The organism is Akkermansia muciniphila ATCC BAA-835, assembly GCF_000020225.1.
Lineage (GTDB): Bacteria > Verrucomicrobiota > Verrucomicrobiia > Verrucomicrobiales > Akkermansiaceae > Akkermansia > Akkermansia muciniphila.
On sequence record NC_010655.1, the window covers coordinates 773590 to 794583 of the forward strand.

General features: G+C 58.2%; 17 protein-coding genes. 14 read left to right on the forward strand and 3 right to left on the reverse strand.

Going from position 1 to position 20994, the window contains the following annotated elements:
- Window positions 1-12 precede the first annotated feature (12 nt).
- From AMUC_RS03580 to AMUC_RS03645, 14 genes are all read left to right on the forward strand, one after another.
- Window positions 13-1155: an FtsW/RodA/SpoVE family cell cycle protein gene (locus tag AMUC_RS03580; protein WP_012419710.1), complete on the forward strand. Its 1143-nt coding sequence runs from the start codon at window positions 13-15 to the stop codon at window positions 1153-1155.
- Complete coding sequence (murG, locus tag AMUC_RS03585; protein WP_012419711.1) at window positions 1152-2276, forward strand: undecaprenyldiphospho-muramoylpentapeptide beta-N-acetylglucosaminyltransferase; 1125 nt, start codon at window positions 1152-1154, stop codon at window positions 2274-2276. The genes AMUC_RS03580 and murG overlap by 4 nt, the downstream gene beginning before the upstream one ends.
- Window positions 2269-4566, forward strand: a complete 2298-nt coding sequence (gene murC, locus AMUC_RS03590; protein ID WP_012419712.1) for a UDP-N-acetylmuramate--L-alanine ligase — start codon at window positions 2269-2271, stop codon at window positions 4564-4566. Before murG ends, murC begins: the two co-directional genes overlap by 8 nt.
- Before the next feature lie 22 nt (window positions 4567-4588).
- Window positions 4589-5524 (forward strand): D-alanine--D-alanine ligase, encoded by a 936-nt coding sequence (locus tag AMUC_RS03595; protein ID WP_012419713.1) that lies wholly within the window; start codon window positions 4589-4591, stop codon window positions 5522-5524.
- Between the two features lie 98 nt (window positions 5525-5622).
- On the forward strand, window positions 5623-6522 hold the full coding sequence (locus AMUC_RS03600; RefSeq protein WP_012419714.1) for a cell division protein FtsQ/DivIB: 900 nt from the start codon (window positions 5623-5625) through the stop codon (window positions 6520-6522).
- Window positions 6523-6748: 226 nt separating this feature from the next.
- On the forward strand, window positions 6749-7789 hold the full coding sequence (gene recA, locus AMUC_RS03605; RefSeq protein WP_012419715.1) for a recombinase RecA: 1041 nt from the start codon (window positions 6749-6751) through the stop codon (window positions 7787-7789).
- Window positions 7790-7948: 159 nt separating this feature from the next.
- Window positions 7949-8968: an N-acetylmuramoyl-L-alanine amidase family protein gene (locus AMUC_RS03610; protein ID WP_012419716.1), complete on the forward strand. Its 1020-nt coding sequence runs from the start codon at window positions 7949-7951 to the stop codon at window positions 8966-8968.
- Between the two features lie 35 nt (window positions 8969-9003).
- Entirely contained in the window at window positions 9004-9642 is a 639-nt protein-coding gene (gene lipB, locus AMUC_RS03615) for a lipoyl(octanoyl) transferase LipB (RefSeq protein ID WP_012419717.1), read from the forward strand.
- Window positions 9643-9844: 202 nt separating this feature from the next.
- Entirely contained in the window at window positions 9845-11257 is a 1413-nt protein-coding gene (gene leuC / locus AMUC_RS03620) for a 3-isopropylmalate dehydratase large subunit (protein ID WP_012419718.1), read from the forward strand.
- A gap of 19 nt (window positions 11258-11276) precedes the next feature.
- A complete protein-coding gene (locus AMUC_RS03625; RefSeq protein WP_012419719.1) occupies window positions 11277-11885 on the forward strand; it encodes a 3-isopropylmalate dehydratase small subunit in 609 nt (202 codons plus the stop codon).
- A 44-nt stretch (window positions 11886-11929) separates the two neighbouring features.
- Window positions 11930-13051, forward strand: coding sequence for a hypothetical protein (locus tag AMUC_RS03630; protein ID WP_012419720.1), 1122 nt, complete (start codon window positions 11930-11932; stop codon window positions 13049-13051).
- 41 nt (window positions 13052-13092) lie between these two features.
- Window positions 13093-14667: a S1C family serine protease gene (locus tag AMUC_RS03635; protein WP_012419721.1), complete on the forward strand. Its 1575-nt coding sequence runs from the start codon at window positions 13093-13095 to the stop codon at window positions 14665-14667.
- A 5-nt stretch (window positions 14668-14672) separates the two neighbouring features.
- Window positions 14673-16253: a S1C family serine protease gene (locus AMUC_RS03640; RefSeq protein WP_012419722.1), complete on the forward strand. Its 1581-nt coding sequence runs from the start codon at window positions 14673-14675 to the stop codon at window positions 16251-16253.
- A gap of 37 nt (window positions 16254-16290) precedes the next feature.
- Window positions 16291-17454 (forward strand): 3-dehydroquinate synthase, encoded by a 1164-nt coding sequence (locus AMUC_RS03645; protein ID WP_012419723.1) that lies wholly within the window; start codon window positions 16291-16293, stop codon window positions 17452-17454.
- 529 nt (window positions 17455-17983) lie between these two features.
- Here the strand turns inward: AMUC_RS03645 and AMUC_RS03655 are convergent.
- From AMUC_RS03655 to rpsB, 3 genes are all read right to left on the reverse strand, one after another.
- Window positions 17984-18769 carry an ATP-binding cassette domain-containing protein gene (locus AMUC_RS03655; protein WP_012419724.1) on the reverse strand — a complete coding sequence of 262 codons (786 nt, stop codon included), beginning with the start codon at window positions 18767-18769 and terminating at the stop codon, window positions 17984-17986.
- A 533-nt stretch (window positions 18770-19302) separates the two neighbouring features.
- Complete coding sequence (gene tsf, locus AMUC_RS03665; RefSeq protein ID WP_012419725.1) at window positions 19303-20181, reverse strand: translation elongation factor Ts; 879 nt, start codon at window positions 20179-20181, stop codon at window positions 19303-19305.
- Between the two features lie 29 nt (window positions 20182-20210).
- Window positions 20211-20906 carry a 30S ribosomal protein S2 gene (gene rpsB, locus AMUC_RS03670; protein ID WP_012419726.1) on the reverse strand — a complete coding sequence of 232 codons (696 nt, stop codon included), beginning with the start codon at window positions 20904-20906 and terminating at the stop codon, window positions 20211-20213.
- Between the last annotated feature and the right edge of the window lie 88 nt (window positions 20907-20994).

Sequence of the window (20994 nt, forward strand, 5' to 3'; positions counted from 1 at the left end):
CCTTCCGCCGCCATGTCTTCCAAAGTCTGCATGATTCTGGTCTGGTTTTTCGTCATCTGCCTTCTGGTCGTAGGCCTGGTGATGGTATCCAGCACGGCGGCGTGGGCGGAGGAAACCAAGCACCCGTATGAACCCCTGTTCAAGCAGACCGCCTTTGCCTGCGCCGGTCTGGTGGGGGCCATGATTCTCTCCCGGATAGACTACCGGATATGGAGGAAGTATATCTGGTGGATCCTTGGGGGGGCCTGTTTTCTGCTGGTGCTGTGCTATGTGCCCGGCATCGGAAAAGAAATCAACGGGGAACGCCGCTGGATCACCATCGGCATGCAGTTCCAGCCCAGCGAATGCGCCAAGCTCTGCATGATGATGGCCCTGGCCAACTGGCTGGCCCTGTACCGGGACCGCACCACCTCTTTCTGGTGGGGTTTTGTGATGCCCGGCCTTATCTTCGGCATTCCTCTTGCCCTGATTCTTTTTGAAAAGGACATGGGCACCTCCGTAGCCCTGGCCCTGGCCGCGTTCTGCGTCATGTTTGTGGCCGGAACGCGCAAAATTTACCTGGGCGGGGCTTTCGCCCTGGCCGGAACGGCCCTGTACGTTCTGGTGCAGAGCAACGCCAACCGCCTGGAACGTTTCCTGGCCTGGAAAGACCTGGACGCCCACCGCCTGGGCGCCGGCCTCCAGCAGTACCGTGCTTCCATCGCCCTGTCCCGGGGGGGGCTGGACGGGGTGGGCCTGGGAAACAGCGCGGAAAAACACGGCACGCTTCCCTTTGCCCACACGGACTTCATTTTCGCGCCGCTGGGAGAGGAATTCGGTTTTTACGGGACCATGTTCGTCCTGCTCTGCTATTTCCTGATGACGTATGCCGGCATCGGCGTGGCCATGCAGTGCCGGGACACCTACGGACGGTTCCTGGCCGTGGGGATTGTCGCCATCATTTTCTGTCCCGCCATCCTGAACATCGCCGTGGTAACCAACGCCGTGCCCAATTCCGGCCTGCCGCTGCCCTTCATCAGCTTCGGGGGCACCAACCTGGTCTTTACGCTGGCCGCCCTGGGCATGCTCACCAGCATCCAGAGGTTTTCCACCGGCGCCCAGCCCAATTGTGAAATCACCCGCAAAGACGAACGCTCCATTGACGTAAGATTATGACTGAACCCTCTCTCAAACATCCCTCCCTGAACATCGTGATCGCCTGCGGCGGCACGGGGGGGCACCTTTTTCCCGGCATAGCCGTAGCCCAGGAACTTAAAAAGCGCGGCCACCGCGTCACGCTCCTCATCTCCCAGAAGAAAGTGGACGCCCAGGCCAGCAAAAATTACGGGGATCTTGACTTCCGCACCATTGAGGCCATCGCGATGCCCAAAATCCCATCCCTGTCCCTGCTGGGGTTCGGCGTCAGGCTGTACAAAGCCATCCGTTTCAGCCGCCATCTTCTGGACGAGGTGGAAGCGGACGTCGTCATCGGCATGGGAGGATTCACTTCATTCCCTCCCGTTTACGCCGCCCACCGCAAGGGAATCCGCACCTACGTGCACGATTCCAACGCGCTGCCCGGAAAGGCCAACCGCATGACCGCCAAATGCTGCACGAACGTGCTGCTGGGCATTGAGGAAGCCAGGCACTACTTCAATCCCGCCAAATGCATTGTCACCGGCACTCCGGTACGCCAGGAAATGGTGGCCCGGAAAGACAAAAACGAAGCCAGGGCGGAGCTCAACCTGCCCCAGGACCGCCGCGTGGCCCTGGTAATGGGCGGTTCCCAGGGGGCCAGGAATCTGAATTCCCTAGTCATTGAAGCCGCCCGGCAATGCGCAGACCTGTGCGACTTTCTCATCATCACCGGCTCCGCGGACTTTGCACGCGTCAGCCAGCTGACGGCGGACATGCCCCACGTGCACGTCATTGAATTCTGTTCCGCCATGGCTGCCGCTTATGCCGCAGCGGATGTGGTCATTTCCCGTTCCGGGGCGTCCAGCCTTACGGAACTGGCCCATATGGGGAAGGCCGCCCTGCTGGTTCCCTACCCCTTCGCCGCAGACGATCACCAGGCACACAACGCACGCGTTTTCGCGGCCCACGGCGCGGCGCGCATGATGCGTGAAAACACCCTCACGCCGGACGATATTGCGGCTTTCCTGAATGAAGTACTCAAGGATTCCTCCCTGCTGGCCTCCATGAATGAATGTGCTTTACGTCTGGACATGCCTGATGCAGTATCCCGCATCGCCAATGTCATTGAACATACGGACCATGCAGCCTCCCATGATTGAAACCTTACGCAAAAGACTGACAGACAGGGAACACCCGGCACGCCTACATCTCATCGGGGTAGCCGGGTCAGGCATGTCCGGCCTGGCGCTCATGCTGATGGAAATGGGGCACCGGGTGAGCGGCTGCGACCGGGTGACCAGCGCAGAGACCGAACGGCTTCAAAGCCTGGGGCTGTCTTTCTCCTGCCCGCATTCCGCAGACGCCGTTTCCGATGCGGAAATTGTCATTTATTCCAGTGCCATCCGGGCGGACAATCCGGCCCTGGCGGCAGCACGCAAGCTGAATATTCCCTGCATGCGCCGCGCGGAATGCCTGGCAGCCATCCTGAACGGGAAGAAAGGGGTCGTGGTCTCCGGTACGCATGGAAAAACCACTACTTCAGCCCTCTGCGCGCACCTGATGAGGGAAGGCCGCATGCGTCCGTGCCACTACGTGGGGGCGGAAATCCCCGTGCTGGGAACCAACGCCCACTGGAATGAAGACAGCGAATACCTGGTGGCGGAAGGGGATGAAAGCGACGGCACGCTGGTAAATTACATTCCGGAGCACAGCATCGTCCTCAACATTGAACCGGAACACCTGGACCACTACAAGGATCTGGATGAAATCAAGGCCGTGTTCGACCGGCTTTGCTCCCAGACGCGCGGCAAGATTATTTATTGCCGCGCGCATCCCGGCGCTGAGGATGTCTGCGCCAAGTACCCCAATTCCGTTTCCTACGGCTGGTCCGATGCGGACTACACCGCTACGGACGTGCTGGAACGCCGCGGACGCACCCTGTTCACCGTGTTGAAGGGGAAAGAGGAACTGGGCCGCGTGGAGCTGGGCATACCCGGACGCCACAATGTCCTGAATTCCCTGGCCGCGATTGCTCTGGCAACGGAACTGGGCGTGGATTTCCCGGCGGTGACGCGGGGCCTGGCCTCCTTTGCGGGAGCCAAACGGCGCTTTGAAACCAAATACCTTTCCTCCTCCATCCGGATTGTGGACGACTACGGCCACCACCCAACGGAAATAGCCGCCACGCTCCAAACTGCCCGTTCCCTCCAGCCGAACCGCCTGGTAGTTTACTTCCAGCCGCACCGCTACACGCGCACGCAGCTTCTGGCGGATGACTTCGGCAAGGTGCTCCAGGAGGCGGACCTCGTTTTCGTAGCGGACGTGTATCCCGCCAGCGAACTGCCTATTGAAGGGGTAAGCGGGCAGACGATCATCAACGCCATGCACAGGCACGGCCCCGTGGAAACCCGTTACCTTCCCGACCTGGGCATAGCCCACCACACCATCGGCAACGCGCTGAAACCCGGAGACCTGTTCCTGACGCTGGGAGCCGGGAACGTCCATGAATGCGGCATGCGCATCGCGCGCGACCTGGCCCTGCTGGAGGATCTGGAACGCACTGCGGGCGGTTCTCTGGAAGGCAAGCTGTACGAACCCATGTCACGCCATACGACCATGGGAGTAGGCGGATGCGCCCAGTACTGGCTGGAGCCTTCCACCTTTTCCGGAATGCAGGCGGCCGTCAACTATTGCCGGGACAGGAATATCCCCGTACACGTCATTGGCCGCGGTTCCAACATCATTGTCAGGGACGGCGGACTGCGCGGCGCCGTCATCCACCCCTCTGGGGGAGAATTCGATGTGCTGGAAATCCAGGGGAACCGCCTCACCGCCGGAGCGGGCGTGCGGTTGAAAAAACTGGTTTCCACCGCCGTCCAGAACGGCCTTGGCGGCCTGGAATGGATGGACGGCATTCCCGGCAATGTGGGAGGAAGCCTCCGCATGAACGCCGGAGCCATGGGCATGGATATGGTCAAAAACCTCGTTTCCGTCACCTGTCTGGATGAAGACGGGGAAATCCGCAGCCATACAAGGGAAGAATTGAACGCCCAGTACCGTTCCATTCCGGACCTGGTCCACAATTTTGTGCTTCAGGCCGTGTTTGAGGCGCAGCCCGCCCCTGCGGAAGAAATGGAGCGTCTTCTGGAGGCGGCACGGGCCAGGCGGAAGCTTTCCCAGCCCGTCGGAGCCAGCGCCGGCTGCATCTTCAAAAACCCGCCGGAAATCCCGGCAGGCAGGCTCATTGACGAACTGGGGCTGAAAGGCGCCTGCGTGGGAGACGCCTGCGTATCAGACGTGCACGCCAATTTTATCATCAACCGGGGTCATGCCAGAGCGAGGGACATCACCATCCTGATCGACATGATCCGCAAGGAGGCCAAGGAAAACCGCGGCATCGACCTGAAATCGGAAGCCCAGGTCATCGGAGACCGGGACCCCCAGTTTTAACCCATTCATTATTTATTCCAATATGAACACTCTCAAGCGCGACCTCAAAATCGCCCTCCTGCTCGGAGGTCCCGGGGCAGAACGGGAAGTATCCCTTGTTTCCGGCAACTCCGTTTACGACGCCCTGTGCCGGGCCGGATTCACCGATGTAACGAAGGTGGACGTGCACGGCCCGGATTTCCGGCTGCCGGAAGGCACGGAGCTGGCCTACAACATTATCCACGGCACTTTCGGTGAGGATGGAACCCTCCAGGCCATTCTGGAAGAACGCGGCGTTCCGTACACAGGGGCCGGCTCCCGTTCCAGCGCCCTGTGCTTCAACAAGTCAGAATCCAAAAAAGTTTTTCTGGAAGCCGGAGTTCCTACGCCGCATGCGGAAATTCTGGACTGTTCCAATGGCATCGTGATGCCGTCCCTCCCCCTGCCCTTCGTCATCAAGCCTCCCTGCGAGGGTTCCAGCGTGGGCGTCCACATCGTCCGCAGGCAGGAGGATGTGCTCCCCGCCATGGAGGAAGCCGTAACCCACGGCACCACCGTATTGGTGGAAGAGTTCATTCAAGGCAAGGAACTGACGGTCGGCATTCTGGACGGGAAAGCCCTTCCCGTTATTCATATCTGCCCCCGTTCCGGCTTCTATGACCTGAGCAACAAATACCCGTGGATGAATATGGGCGGCGGCACGGATTATATTTGCCCGGCGGATCTTCCGGAAGAAACCGCCGCCAACGTGCAGGAGGCGGCCCTGAAAGCCTACAAGGCCGCCGGCGTGGAAGTGTATGGCCGCGTGGACGTACTGCTGCGCGAGGAAGACGGCGCCCCCTTCGTGCTGGAAATCAACACCATTCCCGGCATGACCCCTTCCAGCCTGCTTCCCAAGGCGGCGGCGGCCTCCGGATGGCCCTATGAAGACCTCTGCGAAAAAATAGCGGAATTATCGCTAGCCACCCCCCGTAAATAACGTAATATCTGACAGAGGGCGGGGAGTCGCCCCTCCCGCACCCCCCGATGTCGCACAAAGCCACAACGCCAGTCCCCCGTTCCGCCAAAAGGCCGGAAATGCTTCTTCTGGAACGGGAGGCCAGAAAAGAGACCATCGAACGCAAGGGCAAAAACTACCGTTTTTGGCTCTTCCGGCGCAAGCTGTACCACATTGTCACCATTTACGCGCTTATTTTCGGCTTAATCGGGGCTATCGTTTTTCTCTGGAAAGATTACATCCTCAAATACGACTGGCTTTCCATCGACACCGTCACCCTGAAAAGCAACGGCATTTTCAACTCCGAACAGGCCTTTTCCGTTATGGGCATAGGGCCGCAGGACAACATTTTTTCCATAGACGCCGCGGAGCTGGAGCAGCGCCTGAAAAAATGTCCCGCCATCCGCCGGGCTTCCGTCAAACGCCAGATATCCTCCAACCCCACGCTGCTGGTGGACATTGACGCGCGCATCCCCGTGGCCTGGATTGACTGCCCGGAACTGGGAATTCACCCGGGAGATGCCACGTACGGCGCTTTGGCAGACAAGGAAGGCGTCATCTTCCCCTGCATGGAGCAGGTCCACATGCCTTATATCCGGGAAAAGCGCATGCCCTCCGTCACGCTCAGGCCGCCCAGTTCCGGCAAACTCAGCTACGGCGTCAGCATCCGGGAACTGGAAGCGCCCATGAAACTGATTGAACTGCTTTCCGGCACGGTAACGGAATACCTTCCCAGCATCGTCTCCATAACGACGCCCAACGACTGGTCTTTCTGTGTGCGTTTTACCAATGACTGCCAGGCTACTTTCAGCCATTACGGCCTGGAACACCAGGTGGAAAAACTGTCCCGCGCCCTCCGGCACGCACGCCAGACGCACCGCAAAATCAGTTCCATCAACCTGATTCCGGAGCACAACATTCCCGTCATCTTTGACGATTCCTACGAGGATATTCCTCTTGCGGAGCCGATTGAAGAATAACGCCGCCCAGACGTTCTCCGGAAAAGCCGTGTTCTTCTCCGACTCCAAACTTCTTTTCCGGTCTCGTTCCCCCTGCTTCCCCTAATTTCCCGCCGAACGGAACACCCGGTTTTCACAAGATTCTTCCCATGTCAGAATTCTGTTCTTTCTCAATGGGGAATGAGTCTGCGAAGACCCACAGAACACTTGCCAATAAGGCTGTCCCGGTTATACTGCGCTACGATATATGAGCAACGAAACACCTTTATCCCCCGAAGCGGAAAAACTGGCGGCAGCCCGCAAGCGCAACCTTGACCTGGCCCTCTCCCAAATCCAGAAAGACTTCGGAGAAAACGCCATTATGCGCCTTGGAGACAACGTCAAAATGGAAGTGGACGTCATTCCCACGGGCAACCTTCTGATTGACCGCGCTCTGGGTGTGGGCGGCTTTGCCCGCGGCCGCATTGTGGAAATCTACGGACCGGAATCCTCCGGTAAAACCACCCTGACCCTGACGGCCATCGCCCAGGCCCAGAAATCCGGAGGCCTGGCTGCATTCATTGACGTGGAACACGCACTGGACCCTCAGTATGCCGCCCGCCTGGGCGTGAACCTGGACGACCTGCTGGTTTCCCAGCCAAGTTCCGGTGAAGAAGCCCTGCAAATCTGTGAGGCTCTTGTCCGCTCCAATGCCATTGACGTCATCGTGGTGGACTCCGTGGCCGCACTGGTCACCAAGCAGGAGCTGGAAGGAGAAATCGGGGATTCCACGGTAGGAGCCCAGGCCCGTTTGATGTCCGCCGCCCTCCGCAAGCTCACCAGCTTCATTTCCAAGGCCCGTACCGTCTGTATCTTCACCAACCAGATCCGTGAAAAAATCGGCGTCATGTTCGGCAATCCGGAAACCACTCCCGGCGGCCGCGCCCTGAAATTCTACGCCTCCGTACGTGTGGACATCCGCCGCATCGGCCAGATCAAGGGCAGCGACGGCGTCATAGCCGGGAACCGCACCAAAATCAAGGTAGTCAAAAACAAAGTGGCTCCTCCCTTCACGGAATGCGAATTCGACATCATGTACAATGAAGGCATCTCCTCCGTAGGCAGCCTGCTGGATCTGGCAACGGAATATGATATCATCCAGAAGCGCGGCTCCTGGATCAGCTATAACGGCAGCCAGATCGCCCAGGGCCGCGACGCCGCCAAGGAAGCTCTCAAATCCAACCCGGAGCTGTACGCGGAAATTGAAGAACAGGTCAAGGCCAAAATGGACGAGAAGACCGCCAAATAATCCCGCCTGATCCCGTTCCTTCACTGCCATTTCAGGGCGGCTCCCCTTCCCGGGAGCCGCTTTTTTCTCTCCGGAAACAGAAGCGCAAAAGAATCTTTCACGGAAACTTTTCCCTTGTGCGTCATGAAAAATCCGTTAGTCTGGATGCGATATCGTCCTATGTATCCGACCTCTCGCACATCATTTGCAGCCGTGCTCGGCATTGTGGGCATGTTTCTGCTGACGTTGTCCACGGCCTTCGGATGGAATCCGGAAATCATTAATGGAGTGCAGTATATTCCGATGTCCGAAGTGCGCACCCATTACAAACTGACCAGGGAACGCACGGAAGGGCGGCAGAAAGTTTACGAGGTGCCGGAAAAGATTCAAATCCGTATCCAGGCGCGCAGCCAGGAGATGTTCATGAACAACATGAAGTTCGTGCTATCCTATCCTGTGGCTGACCATCCCTCCAAGGGGCTGATGGTTTCCAATATGGACCTGCACAAAATCATTGACCCGGTTCTGCGCCCCACTTACATCGCCAACCGCCGCAGTTTCAACACAGTAGTCATTGATCCCGGCCACGGCGGCCATGACAGCGGCACGCGTAACCGCATCAGCAGGGAAGCGGACATCAACCTTTCTGTGGGCAAAAAGCTGCGCGACCGCCTCAAGGCCATGGGCTACCAGGTGGTCATGACCCGTGACACGGACAACTTCATTGCCCTTCAGGACCGCGTCCGCATTGCCAACAGGCACAATAATGCCATCTTCATCAGCATCCACTTCAATGACGGAGGCTCTTCTGCCCGCGGGGTGGAAACCTTCACGCTGGCGCCCGCGGGCACTTCCTCCTCCATGTCCCGCAATATCCGCCACGACGCCCTGCAGGGCAACGCCCAGGACAGCATGAACATCGCCCTGGCTACAGCCGTCCAGGGGCACATGCTGAAAGGACCGCTTGCCATTAAGGAGGGCATTTCCATGGTTGACCGCGGCATCAAGCGCGCGCGCTATTCCGTGCTGTGTACCATCAAGCATCCCGCCATTCTGGTGGAAGGCGGGTTCATGTCCAACCCGCAGGAGGCCCTGCTCATCGCCACGGAGCGTTATCAGAATTTCATGGCCTCTTCCCTGGCCGCCGCCGTGCACCAGTACCGCACCGCCCTGGGCCAGCAAGTGCGCAGAACGCGCTGAGTTCCCTAACTGTCCCGGGGCCTCCCTTCAGCAGCATGAACATCATCCGCATTCCCGGCCTGGCAGATTATCAGGAAACCTTGAGGCTCCAGGAACAACTGGTCCGGGCCCATCAGGAAGACCCGGACAGGGAAAACGAACTGTTGCTGCTGGAACATGCCGGAGTTTATACCATCGGGCGTACACGGAACCACGCCAGCCTGCACCCCGGTTCCGTACTTCCCTTTCCCGTTCATGAAATCAACCGCGGCGGCCAGGCTACCTACCACGGCCCCGGCCAGCTGGTCGGATACCCCATTACGGACCTGAACCGCTGCGGCAGGGATCTGCACCGTTACGTCACCACCCTGGAGAACACCCTGATTGAAACCTGTGCCCGGTTCGGCGTGCAGGCCCGCATCCGGGAAGGGCTGGTAGGGGTCTGGGTGGAAAACCGCAAAATAGCCTCCATCGGCGTCGGGGTGAAAAAGTGGATTGCCATGCACGGCTTCGCCCTCAATATAACCCGGAAATCCCTGCCTCCCTTCCTTGCTATTACCCCATGCGGCATCCAGGGCGTGCAAATGACCTGCCTGGAGGATGAAATGTCCTCCCCCCTGCCGGAAGGAAACCTGTTGAAATGTTTCGGAGACGTTTTTGCAGCACTATGGGAAGAAAAATTTAACCGGTCTTAAGGGGATTCGGAACGTGCGGAGGGCATGAAAACCATCCTTTCCTTAAAGGCGGAAAGGCCCCAAAGGCTGGAGAGAGGCCCGTTCAGACCATGAATGCAGAGGAAATGTTCAAAAAAACTCCTTATGTAAGACACAGACCGTGTCAGCAATACGTCCTTGCATCTTGACGCGGTTCCCGAACGGACGGATGCTTATGTCAGTTATGGGGAAAACGCTTTTCCAAAAAATCTGGGACGCTCATACCGTCGGCATCCTGCCGGATGGGAGAACGCAAATGTTCATCGCTACGCACCTGCTGCATGAAGTCACCTCTCCGCAGGCTTTCGGAATGGTCCGGGACCTGGGCCTGACTGTGCGCCACCCGGAACGCACCTTTGCCACTGTGGACCACATCATTCCCACAGACAACCAGGCGGAACCGTTCGCGGACGCCACGGCTGACGCCATGATCAGGGAACTGCGCCGGAACTGCGCTGAAAACGGCATCCGCTTTTTCGACCTCCCTACCGGGCTCCAGGGCATCGTGCATATGGTAGGGCCGGAACTCGGCATCACTCAGCCGGGCATGACTATCGTATGCGGAGACTCCCATACGGCCACCCACGGAGCCTTCGGTGCCATTGCCATGGGCATCGGCACCACGCAGGTGCGCGATGTGCTGGCTACGCAGACCCTGGCCCTCAGCCCGCTCAAGGTGCGCCGCATCAATGTGAACGGAAAGCTGGCCCCCGGCGTGCGCGCCAAGGATGTAGCCCTGCACATCATCGGCCTTCTGGGAGCCAAGGGCGGCCTGGGCTTCGCCTACGAATACGGAGGCGAGGTCATTGACGCCATGAGCATGGACGAACGCATGACCCTCTGCAACATGTCCATTGAAGGCGCGGCGCGCTGCGGTTACGTGAACCCTGACCGGACCACGGTGGAATACATCAAAGGACGCCTGTTCGCCCCCACCGGCGCGGACTGGGACAAGGCCGTGGAACGCTGGCTGGGCTTTGCTTCCGACGCAGATGCGGAATATGATGAAATCGTGGAAATTGACGGAGCTTCCATTGAGCCTACATTGACATGGGGCATTTCTCCGGACCAGAATACGGGCATCAGCGGCAGCACTCCCAACCCATCCGACGCAGCGGACGACGATGAACGGAAGATGATCAATGAAGCGCTGGAATACATGAAATTCCCCGCGGACATGCCTCTTAAGGGGCTGCCGGTTCAAGTGTGCTTCGTAGGTTCCTGCACCAATGGGCGCATTTCAGACTTCCGGGAAGTGGCCGCCCTCATCAAGGGTCGCCATGTGGCCCCCGGCATCAGGGCGCTGGCCGTTCCCGGCTCCCAGATGACTGCCCGGCAGTGTGAAGAGGAAGGCATCGCGGACATTTTCCGTGAAGCCGGCTTTGAATGGCGTCTGGCGGGTTGCTCCATGTGCCTGGCCATGAATCCGGACAAGCTCCAGGGTGACCAGCTCTGCGCCAGTTCCTCCAACCGGAACTTCAAGGGCCGGCAGGGAAGCCCCACCGGACGCACCCTGCTGATGAGCCCGGCCATGGTGGCCGCCGCTGCTCTGACCGGGAAAGTCTCCGATGCCCGCGAAGTGTTCTCCCTGAATTAACTTTCCAATTTTTTCCTTTATGTCTCTGACCCAATTCACCTCCATCACCGGCACCTGCGTTCCCGTTCCGGGACCGGACATGGACACGGACCGCATCATCCCTGCCCGCTTCCTTAAATGCATCACGTTTGACGAACTGGCGGGAGTCATGTTCTGGGACGAACGCTTCGACGAAAACGGACAATCCAAATCCCACCCGGTGGACGATCCCCGCTTCAAAGGGGCTTCCATCATTTTGGGCGGCTCCAACTTCGGCTGCGGCTCCTCCCGTGAGCATGCCCCGCAGACGATCAGGCGCTCCGGCATCAAAGCCGTCATTGCGGAATCTTTCGCGGAAATCTTTTTCGGCAACAGCACCGGCATCGGTTTGCCCTGCGTGTGCGCGTCTGCCGCCGACATTGCCGCTCTGGCCCGGCACATTTCCGATCACCCGGAAACGGAAGTGACGATTGACCTCCTGAACATGACAGCTTCCTGGAAGGAAGGCTCCTTCCCCATCCGGATGCCGGCGGAAGCCCGCGAAGCCCTGACCCGGGGCCGCTGGGATTCCATTGCGGAACTGCTTGTCAACATGGATGCCGTAGAAAAGAAAAACAAGGAACTGCCCCAGGTCGCAGCCTCCTGCTGATTCAGCATTCACCTCTTTCCTCCCCTTCTATCCCCCTTCCCCATATGATTTTCAGAATTACAGACTACGTCCACTACGGCACGCTGGACAACCGTGAACGCGGAACCGTCCGCCTTACGCTGCAGCTCATGGGGATGCCCCATCCGGTAAATATCACCCTGCAGGGGGACTGCCTCCAGGATCTGGCCGGTTGCGTGGTTGATTTCAGGAATCCCTCTCCCCAGACCCTTCCCGCGGAACTTACCCAGATCCCGGAACATATCCAGGGAGTGGCGGGAGACATGACGGCCAGCCGCCGCATGCCTGTCAAAGGCAGGAAAACCATGGAAAACGCCCTGTACCTGGAATGGTTCACCAGCCACCATGACATGGTGCTGCTGGAAAGTACGGTCTTCTCCATCAAAGTCTCCCTCCCCGAATGGATTATGGATTCCTGCGAAGAGCAGGCCCAGATCATGGCGAACCAGCAGATGCTGCGGACCCAGGTAAAGGAATGGTCCAGGGCCTATTCCAACCACCAGGAGGACGGAAGCCTGCCCGACCACCACTGGGACAAACGCCTGCGGGAGGCGGAAGCCATCGCCATCGCCTACCAGGAGGTATTCCAGAAATACAGGCTGAACCCCAGCGGAGACATCCGTGTGGCCTTTGTCATGGGCTGGGATGAAGTGCTGGACAACATCGCCCAGTCGGAAGAAACGGGGACGCCCTGTTCCTGCAAAAGCGCCGGCATGCTCAGCCTGTTTGACATTCTCAACGAACAGGAGGCCCGGGAAGTGCAGTCCTGCATGTTTCATCCCCTCTTCCAGCAGGTGATGGAGCTGACGGATCTGTGCCAGCACCGGTTCAGCCGAGAAATCAACAAAGCCCAGAGGAACAGGACGGGGCCGCCGGAACCCCTGAACCAGATTTTTTACTGCATCCGCTACATCACCCCACGCATTCTTTCCTGCCTCCTTCAGGAGAAGGAAGACGCGGCGGACTACTGCACCATGGCCGCCCGCATGGCCCTGTGCGTGGAACAAACGCGCCAGACGGTAGCTGCGCTGGACAGCCGCGGCTACCAGATGGACGGCGAAATAGCGGAACGTTTCTCATCCCTGCTGGAGGAAGTCAATTCCTTCCAGGAAAGCCTGGCAACACAAAGCCGCAAAAGCAACCTGTAACAACAAAACCTTCCCTGGCAACACAATCTTCATCTTTGCGTATGATACATTCCCACACCTGTTTTCAAGGGCTGTGCGCAGTCCTGGCCGGCACCGCTCTTTCCCACGCGGATGAGCCGGCTGTTTCCATTTCGGACTTCGGGGTAGATAAGGTCATGTCCGGCCCTGTCGTTTCCATCAATGATCAGTACAAGGGCGTCGTGAAAATTGAGATGGATTCCCTGACTCCGGATTACGCTACTCCGTGGAATACCGGCCGCTACCAGGGGGGCATCGGCACCGGCTTTCTGATCGGGGAAAACGCCTTCATGACGAACGCCCATGTAGTCAGCAACGCGGAACGCATTTATATCTCCATGTACGGAGATTCCCGTAAAATTCCCGCCAGGGTCAAATTCATCGCCCATGACGCGGATCTTGCTCTGCTGGAGGCGGACGATCCCAGGCCCTTCAAAGGAATACGGCCTTTTGAATTCAGCAAAAACCTGCCTCATCTGGAAGACGAAGTAAGGGTGATCGGCTACCCCATCGGCGGCAACAGGCTTTCCGTCACACGCGGCGTGGTCTCCCGCATTGATTTCACCACGTACGCCCACCCCCGCAACACGGAACACCTGACCATCCAGGTGGACGCCGCCATTAACCCGGGCAACAGCGGTGGCCCCGTCCTGATGGGGAATAAAGTCATCGGCGTGGCATTCCAGGGCCTGAACAACGCCAATAACACGGGGTACGTGATTCCAACCCCCGTCATCCGCCACTTTCTGGAAGACATCAAGGACGGTGTCTATGATGGTTACGTGGACATGGGCATTCAGGCTGCGCCCATCCTGAACCCGGCCATGCGCAAGGCGTTCGGCCTGCCGGACGACGAAAAAGGCGTCCTGATCGGCAAGGTGCTCAAGGGGTCCTCCGCCGACGGCGTGCTCCGCAACGGGGACCTGCTGATGAAAGTGGACGGCTATGATGTGGACAGTTCCGCCATGATTGAACTGGACGGCCAGAAAATCAGTATGAAAGAACTCATTGAGCGCTGTTTTAAAGACGACCGGCTCCCGCTGGATATCATTCGCGACGGCAAGCCCATGAAGGTGGAAATGGTGATGAAGCCATCCCCCTCCAGAGACCTTCTGATGGCGGAATACGATAAAATGCCCCGCTACGTCGTCTTTGGAGGCCTGGTGTTCCAGCCCATCCAGCGCAACGTGCTCGCGGCGGCGGACATCTCCATGCTGGACGTTGCACTGGACATCCGGAATTACCAGGAAGACGGCGGCTGCGTGGACCATGAAGACATGGTCATCATCACCAAAGTGCTGGATGATGAGGTAAACGCGCGTCTGTCCGGCTCCATTTCCAATTCCATTGTGGAAAAAATCAACGGCGTAAAGGTTAAAGGCCTTACCCACGCCTACGAACTCCTTTACCCGGAAAACATGCCGGAATACGTCGTCATCGAACTGAAAAACGGAGAGCGCCCCCTCGTCTTTGAAGGCAAGGCCATGGAGACGGCCAACAAGCGTATCTCCAAAACCTACAATATCCCGAAAAACGCCCGCTTGGACAGCGCCATTCCCGGCCGCCAGCCTGGCCGCAACACCACTCCCGCCCGTTAACCGCCATGAAAATTCTTTCCACTTTTTTCCTCGGTTCCCTGATGTTGCTCGGCGGCTGCCAGCCGCGCGAAGCCGGACGAACCGCTCCCGAACCCCAGCCTGAACAACAGACGGAAACGCCTGCGGAACAGATGGAGGAAACGCCCGCGCCGGCCCCGCTTCCCTCCCCCACCGGCTCCATGGTCGGCATTAACGCCACCAATCAGGGCTATGCCATGATTCAGCCGTGGAGCAAGGAAAACCCGGCGTACAGCCAGGGCTTCGGCATTTATCTGGGAGACGGCAATATCCTGACGGCAGCCAACATCGTTTATTCCGCCAGCTTCGTGGAAGTGACCTCCGCAGACGGCTCCCAGACGGTTCCCGTGACCGTAACCGCCTTTGACCCGGAAGCCAATCTTGCCCTTCTGCGCCTGAAAAACGGAAAAGATGCCGCTTTTCTGGACAAACTGGTCCCCGTTGCGCTGGGGAAGGCTCCCCGCCTGGGCGACAAGGTAACCTTCTGGCAATTCAATGGCGACGGCCTTCCCATCACTACCTCCGGAACCCTTCTGGCGACGGAAAGCGCCTGCCCGTTCACGAACGGGGAACCGTTCGTCCTGTATAACGTCAAATCCTCCGTCACTCCCCTGAAAGGCGGCGCAGGCAACCCCGTCATGAGGGGCAATGAACTTGTGGGCCTCAGCGCCAGCTGCGATCCCTCCGCACAGAAAGTGCTGGCCGTAACCCATACCATGATTTCCCGGTTCCTGGAACAGGCCCGGGCCGGCAATTACACCGGTTTCCCGGCGGACGGCACCCAGGTCACGGAACTGACCGACCCCGTCTTCCGCAAATTCCTGGGCCTGCCTGAAACTGGCGGCGGCTTTTACGTGGTGAAACTGCCTGTTTACGGCTCCTTCTACAAAGCCGGAGTACGTCCCGGAGACGTGGTGGAAAGCGTCAACGGCATCCCTCTGGACAGCAAAGGTTTAATTAAGGATCCCGCCCTGGGCCCCGTTTCCGCCAACTTTCTGTTCCGAGACTCCGCCAAACCGGGGGATACCATTACGCTGGGCATCCGCCGCAAGGGAAAGGACGGCTCCAGCCAGCCCATGACGCTGGACGTCAAACTGGACAGGAGCGCCCTTGAAGGGGACCTGGTCAATCCGGCCCCCTTCATCTCCAATCCGCCCTACCGCATTTACGGAGGTCTGGTATTTGTCCCGCTGACGGGAGCCCTGATGGGAGAAATCAACAAGCTCAGCAAGAACCATCCCCCCCTCAACCTGGTGGAAGCCACTCAAAAGAAAGAGGACATACGGAAAAAAGGCGTGGATGAAATCGTGGTCTTCCTGATGGCCCTGCCCACCCAGGCTACACTGGGATACGCCCAGATGAGCCCCTCCATTGTGGAAAAAGTCAACGGTGTGCAGGTGAAAAGCTTCAAGCACCTCAACCAGCTTCTGGACCTTCCCGCTCCCGGCGGCACGCACCGCATCGAAGTGACCCAGCAGCCGTACACCATGTACATGTCCCAGAAGGAAGCTGCCAAAGCGGACCGCTTCATCCAGATGAGGGCCGTTCCCGTGCTCCGCAGGGACTAGGAATCCGCGAGCCATGTTCACTTGCAGCCCTCCTGGCATGTCACTTCACACGCTGAATATCCGGCTTGATTTTCCCTACAGGACAGGCTTTACCCATGGAGCCTTCCGCCCGGAAAACGATGCTCTGGCCAGCCTGATGGAACAGAGGCCCGGAAGCCGCGTTCTCGTTCTCCTGGAAAAAGGGCTGGAACAGTTTTATCCGCAGCTTCCGTCAGACATTGACCGCTATTTTGAAAAAAATGCCGGGGTACTGGCCTATGCCGGCTGTTGTTCCGTTCCGGGCGGGGAGGAAGCCAAAACAGGTTTTTCCGCATGGGAAACGGCCCTGCGCCACATTGTGGAAGCAGGCATTGACCGCCATTCCTATATCATAGCCGTGGGCGGCGGAGCGTTTCTTGACGTAGCAGGCTTTGCCGCCGCCACCGCCCATCGCGGCATCCGGCTGTTGCGCATCCCCACCACCACCCTCTCCCAGGCAGACTCCGGAGTAGGTGTCAAAAACGGGATCAATTTCATGGGCCGGAAAAACTATCTGGGCACCTTCGCCGTTGCGTGGGCCACGCTTGACGACTTCCTGTTCCTCCATTCCCAGCCCCTCCCCCTGAAAAGAGCCGGGCTGGCGGAAGTAGTGAAAGTGGCGGTGGTGAAAGACGCCTCTTTCTTCAACTGGCTGGAAACGAACGCCTCCGCGCTGGCTGTATGCGAACGGGATGCTCTGGAATATGCCGTGGAGCATTCCGCTCTGCTGCACGCCTCGCACATTGCATGCGGAGGAGACGCCTTTGAACTGGGTTCCAGCCGCCCCCTGGACTTCGGACATTGGGCCGCCCATTACATGGAAACCATGTCCGGCTACACGCTGGGGCACGCGGAGGCCGTTTCCGTGGGCATGTGCCTGGACATCCTTTATTCCGTCCGGAAAGGATGGCTGCCTGCCGCGGAGGCGGAAAGAATCATCTCCGTGCTGAAAACCCTGGAACTGCCCGTATTCCACCCCCTGCTTTCCCGCAGGACAGAAAACGGCGCCTGCGAAGTGCTGAAAGGTCTGGAGGCCTTCCGCGAACACCTCGGCGGCCACCTGACGGTACTGATGCTTACCGGAATAGGCCGGGGAAAAGACGTCCATGAGATAGATGCCGCTCTGATGGAGGAATGCATCCGGGAAATGCAGGAAGCCGCCGGATATTCCGTTCAGGAATAACAGCCCTTTCCTTGCCGCCTCCCCGTCAGAAAACAGGCAGAAGCCATCTGGCGTATCACAGAGAAATACCAGCCGGACGGCAGTATGAAAAAAACAACGACGTTTTTCCTTCCCACAATCTCCATATCCTCCTGTTCCGGCAGTTCCCGCAGGGCAGCATTATTATGTGCTGCCGGGCATCCCATGATGCAAGCCATTTTGCGACTCCCCCTTTTTTCATAACGCGCCGGAGTTACTTCTCCTTTTTCAAAAAGAAGATGAAGGAAAAAGCATGAACAGCCTGCCGGATACCTCAAAGAGAAGATCATCCGTCAACAATGCGGAGGCAGTGGACACGATGCCTCCCTGGGAACAAATCCATTCATCGTCTTTGCAAGGCACTGGAAAACCAAACTGCCGGGAGCCGCGTTCCGCTGAAAATTCAGGGATGGATCTTCCGGAAAACCGTCCCTTTTAAACCTGTGCGGATAACTCCGCGGGAAACGGAACTTTCCCGTATTCGTCCAAACTGACTCCGGGCCATCCCCATTTACAGACGCGGTACGGCGGCGAGAAGCGCCTGCGTGTATTCGTGGGAAGGGGAAGAAAATACTTTGTCCGCCTCCCCGTATTCCACAATGCGGCCTTTGCGCATCACGGCAATGCGGTCCGCGATGTAATGGACCACGGACAAATCATGGGAAATGAATATCATGGTCAGGCTCAAGTCGCGGGCCAGGGCAATAAGAAGGTTCAGAATCTGGGACTGGATGGAAACGTCCAGCGCGGAAACGGGTTCATCCGCGATAACCAGCCTGGGTTCCGGCGCCAATGCGCGCGCAATGGCGACGCGCTGGCGCTGGCCTCCGGAAAATTCATGGGGATACTTGCGCATCAGGGAGGGGCTCAGCCCTACCTTTTCCATCAGTTCCGCCACATCATCCCTCGTCTGGGCAAAAGTTCTTTTACGGCGGCTCTGCAACGCCTCCTTTAATGTTGCATATACCGTAAAACGGGGGTTCAGGGAAGCATAAGGGTCCTGGAAAACCATCTGGAAATCCGGACGACGCTTCCTGACTTCGGATGCGGAAAGAGCCGTCAACTCTTCCCCTTCCAGAAAAATGCGGCCCTCCGTAGGCTTCTGGAGCAGCATCACCGTGCGGGACAGCGTGGATTTGCCGCAACCGGATTCACCCACCAGCCCCAGGATTTCTCCCTTTTCCACGGACAGCGACACCCCGTCCACCGCCACTACGGGGGCGGATTTGCGGGCAGAGAGCAGCCCCTGCACCGCAGGAAAGACAACGCTCACATGATCCAGTTCCAGAAAAGCCATGCCGCCACCCTAACAAGCCTTCCGATGCAAGACAAGACCCCAGCCGCGCCAGTTCCTCCAATATCAGGACATCCATGCGCACCTCCCATGCCGTTCCCCCCACAGAAAAACCAGAACCGGCAATGAACACCAGCCCCGGCTGGGCATTTCGCATGTCTTCCGGAGCCACCCGGAACCAGAAGAGTTCATCATCACACACGAGGCTGATAACAGCAAAAGAGGCTGTTCCCCCATTTCCACCGTCCATTGGCCTTTTTGAAGAACCATAATACCGCCAGGAAATATCAGGGACCGCACACAAGGAAAAAACATGCTCCAGCCCAAAAGCGCTCCAAAAACGGCTGACAGGATGAAGGCCGCAACCAGCAGCAGGGCCGGAGCTTTTCTATCCCGCATATTTTGATGATCCCCTATCCGGATTTCCGGATCCTCCCTGAATCAAATTTATGGATAAATCCCCCCATGGAGCCATATCAAACAAAAGAACCGTTCCCCGCAAAGGGAACGGTTCCAGAGATACTCTGACTCAGAGCTTACGCACCGAGCTGGTAGCGGACGAAGGAGGCGACGGAGATATCGTCGCCGAGTTCCTTGCCGACCTGGTTGAGGAGGGCCTCCACCGTCATCTTTCCGGCAGGGTCCTTCACAAATACCTGGTTCAGCAGGCAGGACTGGGCGTACAGAGCCTTCAGCTTGCCGGGAAGAATCTTTTCCAGCAGGTGTTCGGGCTTGCCTTCCTGAATGAGCTGCTGCTTGGCGATTTCCTGTTCCTCGGCCACGAAGGCGGGATCCAGGCTATCGGAGCTGACGCTCTTGGGAGCGGCGGCGGCGATGTGCAAGGTCAAATCCTTGGCGAGGGCTTTGAACGCATCAGACTTGACGGTTTCTTCCTTGCCGGCCTTGATGGACAGCAGAACGCCCACTTTGCCGCCCATGTGGATGTAGGAGACCACGGCGCCGATGCCGTCCGCCGTCAGGCGGGCGAATTTGCGCAGAGCCATGTTTTCGCCAATGGAGCTGCACATGGCCTTGATATATTCTTCCGTGGAGCCTTCCGCCATGGGGACCTGGAGAGCCTCTTCCAGCGTGGAGGCCTTGGAATCCATGAGAGCGTTGGCAACGTCATTCACCAGACCCTGGAACTTGTCCCCCTTGGCGCAGAAGTCCGTTTCACAGTTGAGTTCAAGGATGATGCCGGAGCAGCCGCAGGGAGCCACAGCGGCGCGGATCACGCCTTCCTTGGCGTCACGGTCGGCCTTGGCCGCAGCCTTGGCAATTCCCTTCTCACGAAGATACTTTACGGCGGCATCCATGTCGCCGTTGCATTCGTTGAGGGCTTTCTTGCAATCCATCATGCCGGCGTCCGTTTTGTCACGGAGAGCCTTGACGAGAGCTGCAGTAATTTCTGCCATAGTGTTTTTGTTCTTTCTAAATGGTTGGTTTAGGCTTCGGCGGATGCGCCCTTGCCTTCGTTGATGGCCTTGACAATGCAGTCAAGAATCAGGCGGATGGAACGGACGGCGTCGTCGTTGCCGGGAATCGGGAAGTCGATTTCCTTCGGGTCGGCGTTGGTATCAACCAGAACGCAGACGGGAATGTTCAGGCGGTGGGCCTCGCGGATGGCGATGTCTTCATGGTCGGCGCCGATGGCCACCATGGCGTCCGGAGCGCCGCCCATGTTGCGGATGCCCTGAAGGTTGCGTTCCAGCTTCTGGCGTTCGCGGTCCAGAGCGGCCAGTTCCTTCTTGGACATGCTCTTGAATTCCGGGCTCTTTTCAATCCCTTCCAGATAGACAAGGCGTTCAATGCTCTTGCGGATTGTGCTCATGTTGGTGAGCATGCCGCCCAGCCAGCGGTGGTTGACATAGTACTGACCAGTGGCTTCCGCAGCTTCGCGGACGGCTTCCTGAGCCTGGCGCTTGCAGCCGACGAAGAGGATTTTCTTATTGCGGCGGGCCAGATCAGCCAGGAAGGAGCAGGCCTTGTCCAGGCATTTTTCCGTTTCCTCAAGGTTGATGATATGGATACCGGCCTTGTCCTTGAGAAGGTACTTTTTCATGCTGGGGTGCCATTTGCGGGTCTGGTGGCCCAAATGAACACCGGCTTCAACCATCTGGTTAATCAGATCATTAATCATATATGTATGTAGGTGGCTTTCCTTGCGGCAGGAAAAGCAGTTTTTGGGGACTTCGACGCTTTTTACCCCTCCGATCCCCGTTGTTTAG

Bases quoted from the DNA above. Each gene is read 5' to 3' on its own strand.
- AMUC_RS03580 (WP_012419710.1), top strand. From the start codon at position 13: ATGTCTTCCAAAGTCTGCATGATTCTGGTCTGGTTTTTCGTCATCTGC.
- murG (WP_012419711.1), top strand. From the start codon at position 1,152: ATGACTGAACCCTCTCTCAAACATCCCTCCCTGAACATCGTGATCGCC.
- murC (WP_012419712.1), top strand. From the start codon at position 2,269: ATGATTGAAACCTTACGCAAAAGACTGACAGACAGGGAACACCCGGCA.
- AMUC_RS03595 (WP_012419713.1), top strand. From the start codon at position 4,589: ATGAACACTCTCAAGCGCGACCTCAAAATCGCCCTCCTGCTCGGAGGT.
- AMUC_RS03600 (WP_012419714.1), top strand. From the start codon at position 5,623: ATGCTTCTTCTGGAACGGGAGGCCAGAAAAGAGACCATCGAACGCAAG.
- recA (WP_012419715.1), top strand. From the start codon at position 6,749: ATGAGCAACGAAACACCTTTATCCCCCGAAGCGGAAAAACTGGCGGCA.
- AMUC_RS03610 (WP_012419716.1), top strand. From the start codon at position 7,949: ATGTATCCGACCTCTCGCACATCATTTGCAGCCGTGCTCGGCATTGTG.
- lipB (WP_012419717.1), top strand. From the start codon at position 9,004: ATGAACATCATCCGCATTCCCGGCCTGGCAGATTATCAGGAAACCTTG.
- leuC (WP_012419718.1), top strand. From the start codon at position 9,845: ATGGGGAAAACGCTTTTCCAAAAAATCTGGGACGCTCATACCGTCGGC.
- AMUC_RS03625 (WP_012419719.1), top strand. From the start codon at position 11,277: ATGTCTCTGACCCAATTCACCTCCATCACCGGCACCTGCGTTCCCGTT.
- AMUC_RS03630 (WP_012419720.1), top strand. From the start codon at position 11,930: ATGATTTTCAGAATTACAGACTACGTCCACTACGGCACGCTGGACAAC.
- AMUC_RS03635 (WP_012419721.1), top strand. From the start codon at position 13,093: ATGATACATTCCCACACCTGTTTTCAAGGGCTGTGCGCAGTCCTGGCC.
- AMUC_RS03640 (WP_012419722.1), top strand. From the start codon at position 14,673: ATGAAAATTCTTTCCACTTTTTTCCTCGGTTCCCTGATGTTGCTCGGC.
- AMUC_RS03645 (WP_012419723.1), top strand. From the start codon at position 16,291: ATGTCACTTCACACGCTGAATATCCGGCTTGATTTTCCCTACAGGACA.
- AMUC_RS03655 (WP_012419724.1), bottom strand. From the start codon at position 18,769: ATGGCTTTTCTGGAACTGGATCATGTGAGCGTTGTCTTTCCTGCGGTG.
- tsf (WP_012419725.1), bottom strand. From the start codon at position 20,181: ATGGCAGAAATTACTGCAGCTCTCGTCAAGGCTCTCCGTGACAAAACG.
- rpsB (WP_012419726.1), bottom strand. From the start codon at position 20,906: ATGATTAATGATCTGATTAACCAGATGGTTGAAGCCGGTGTTCATTTG.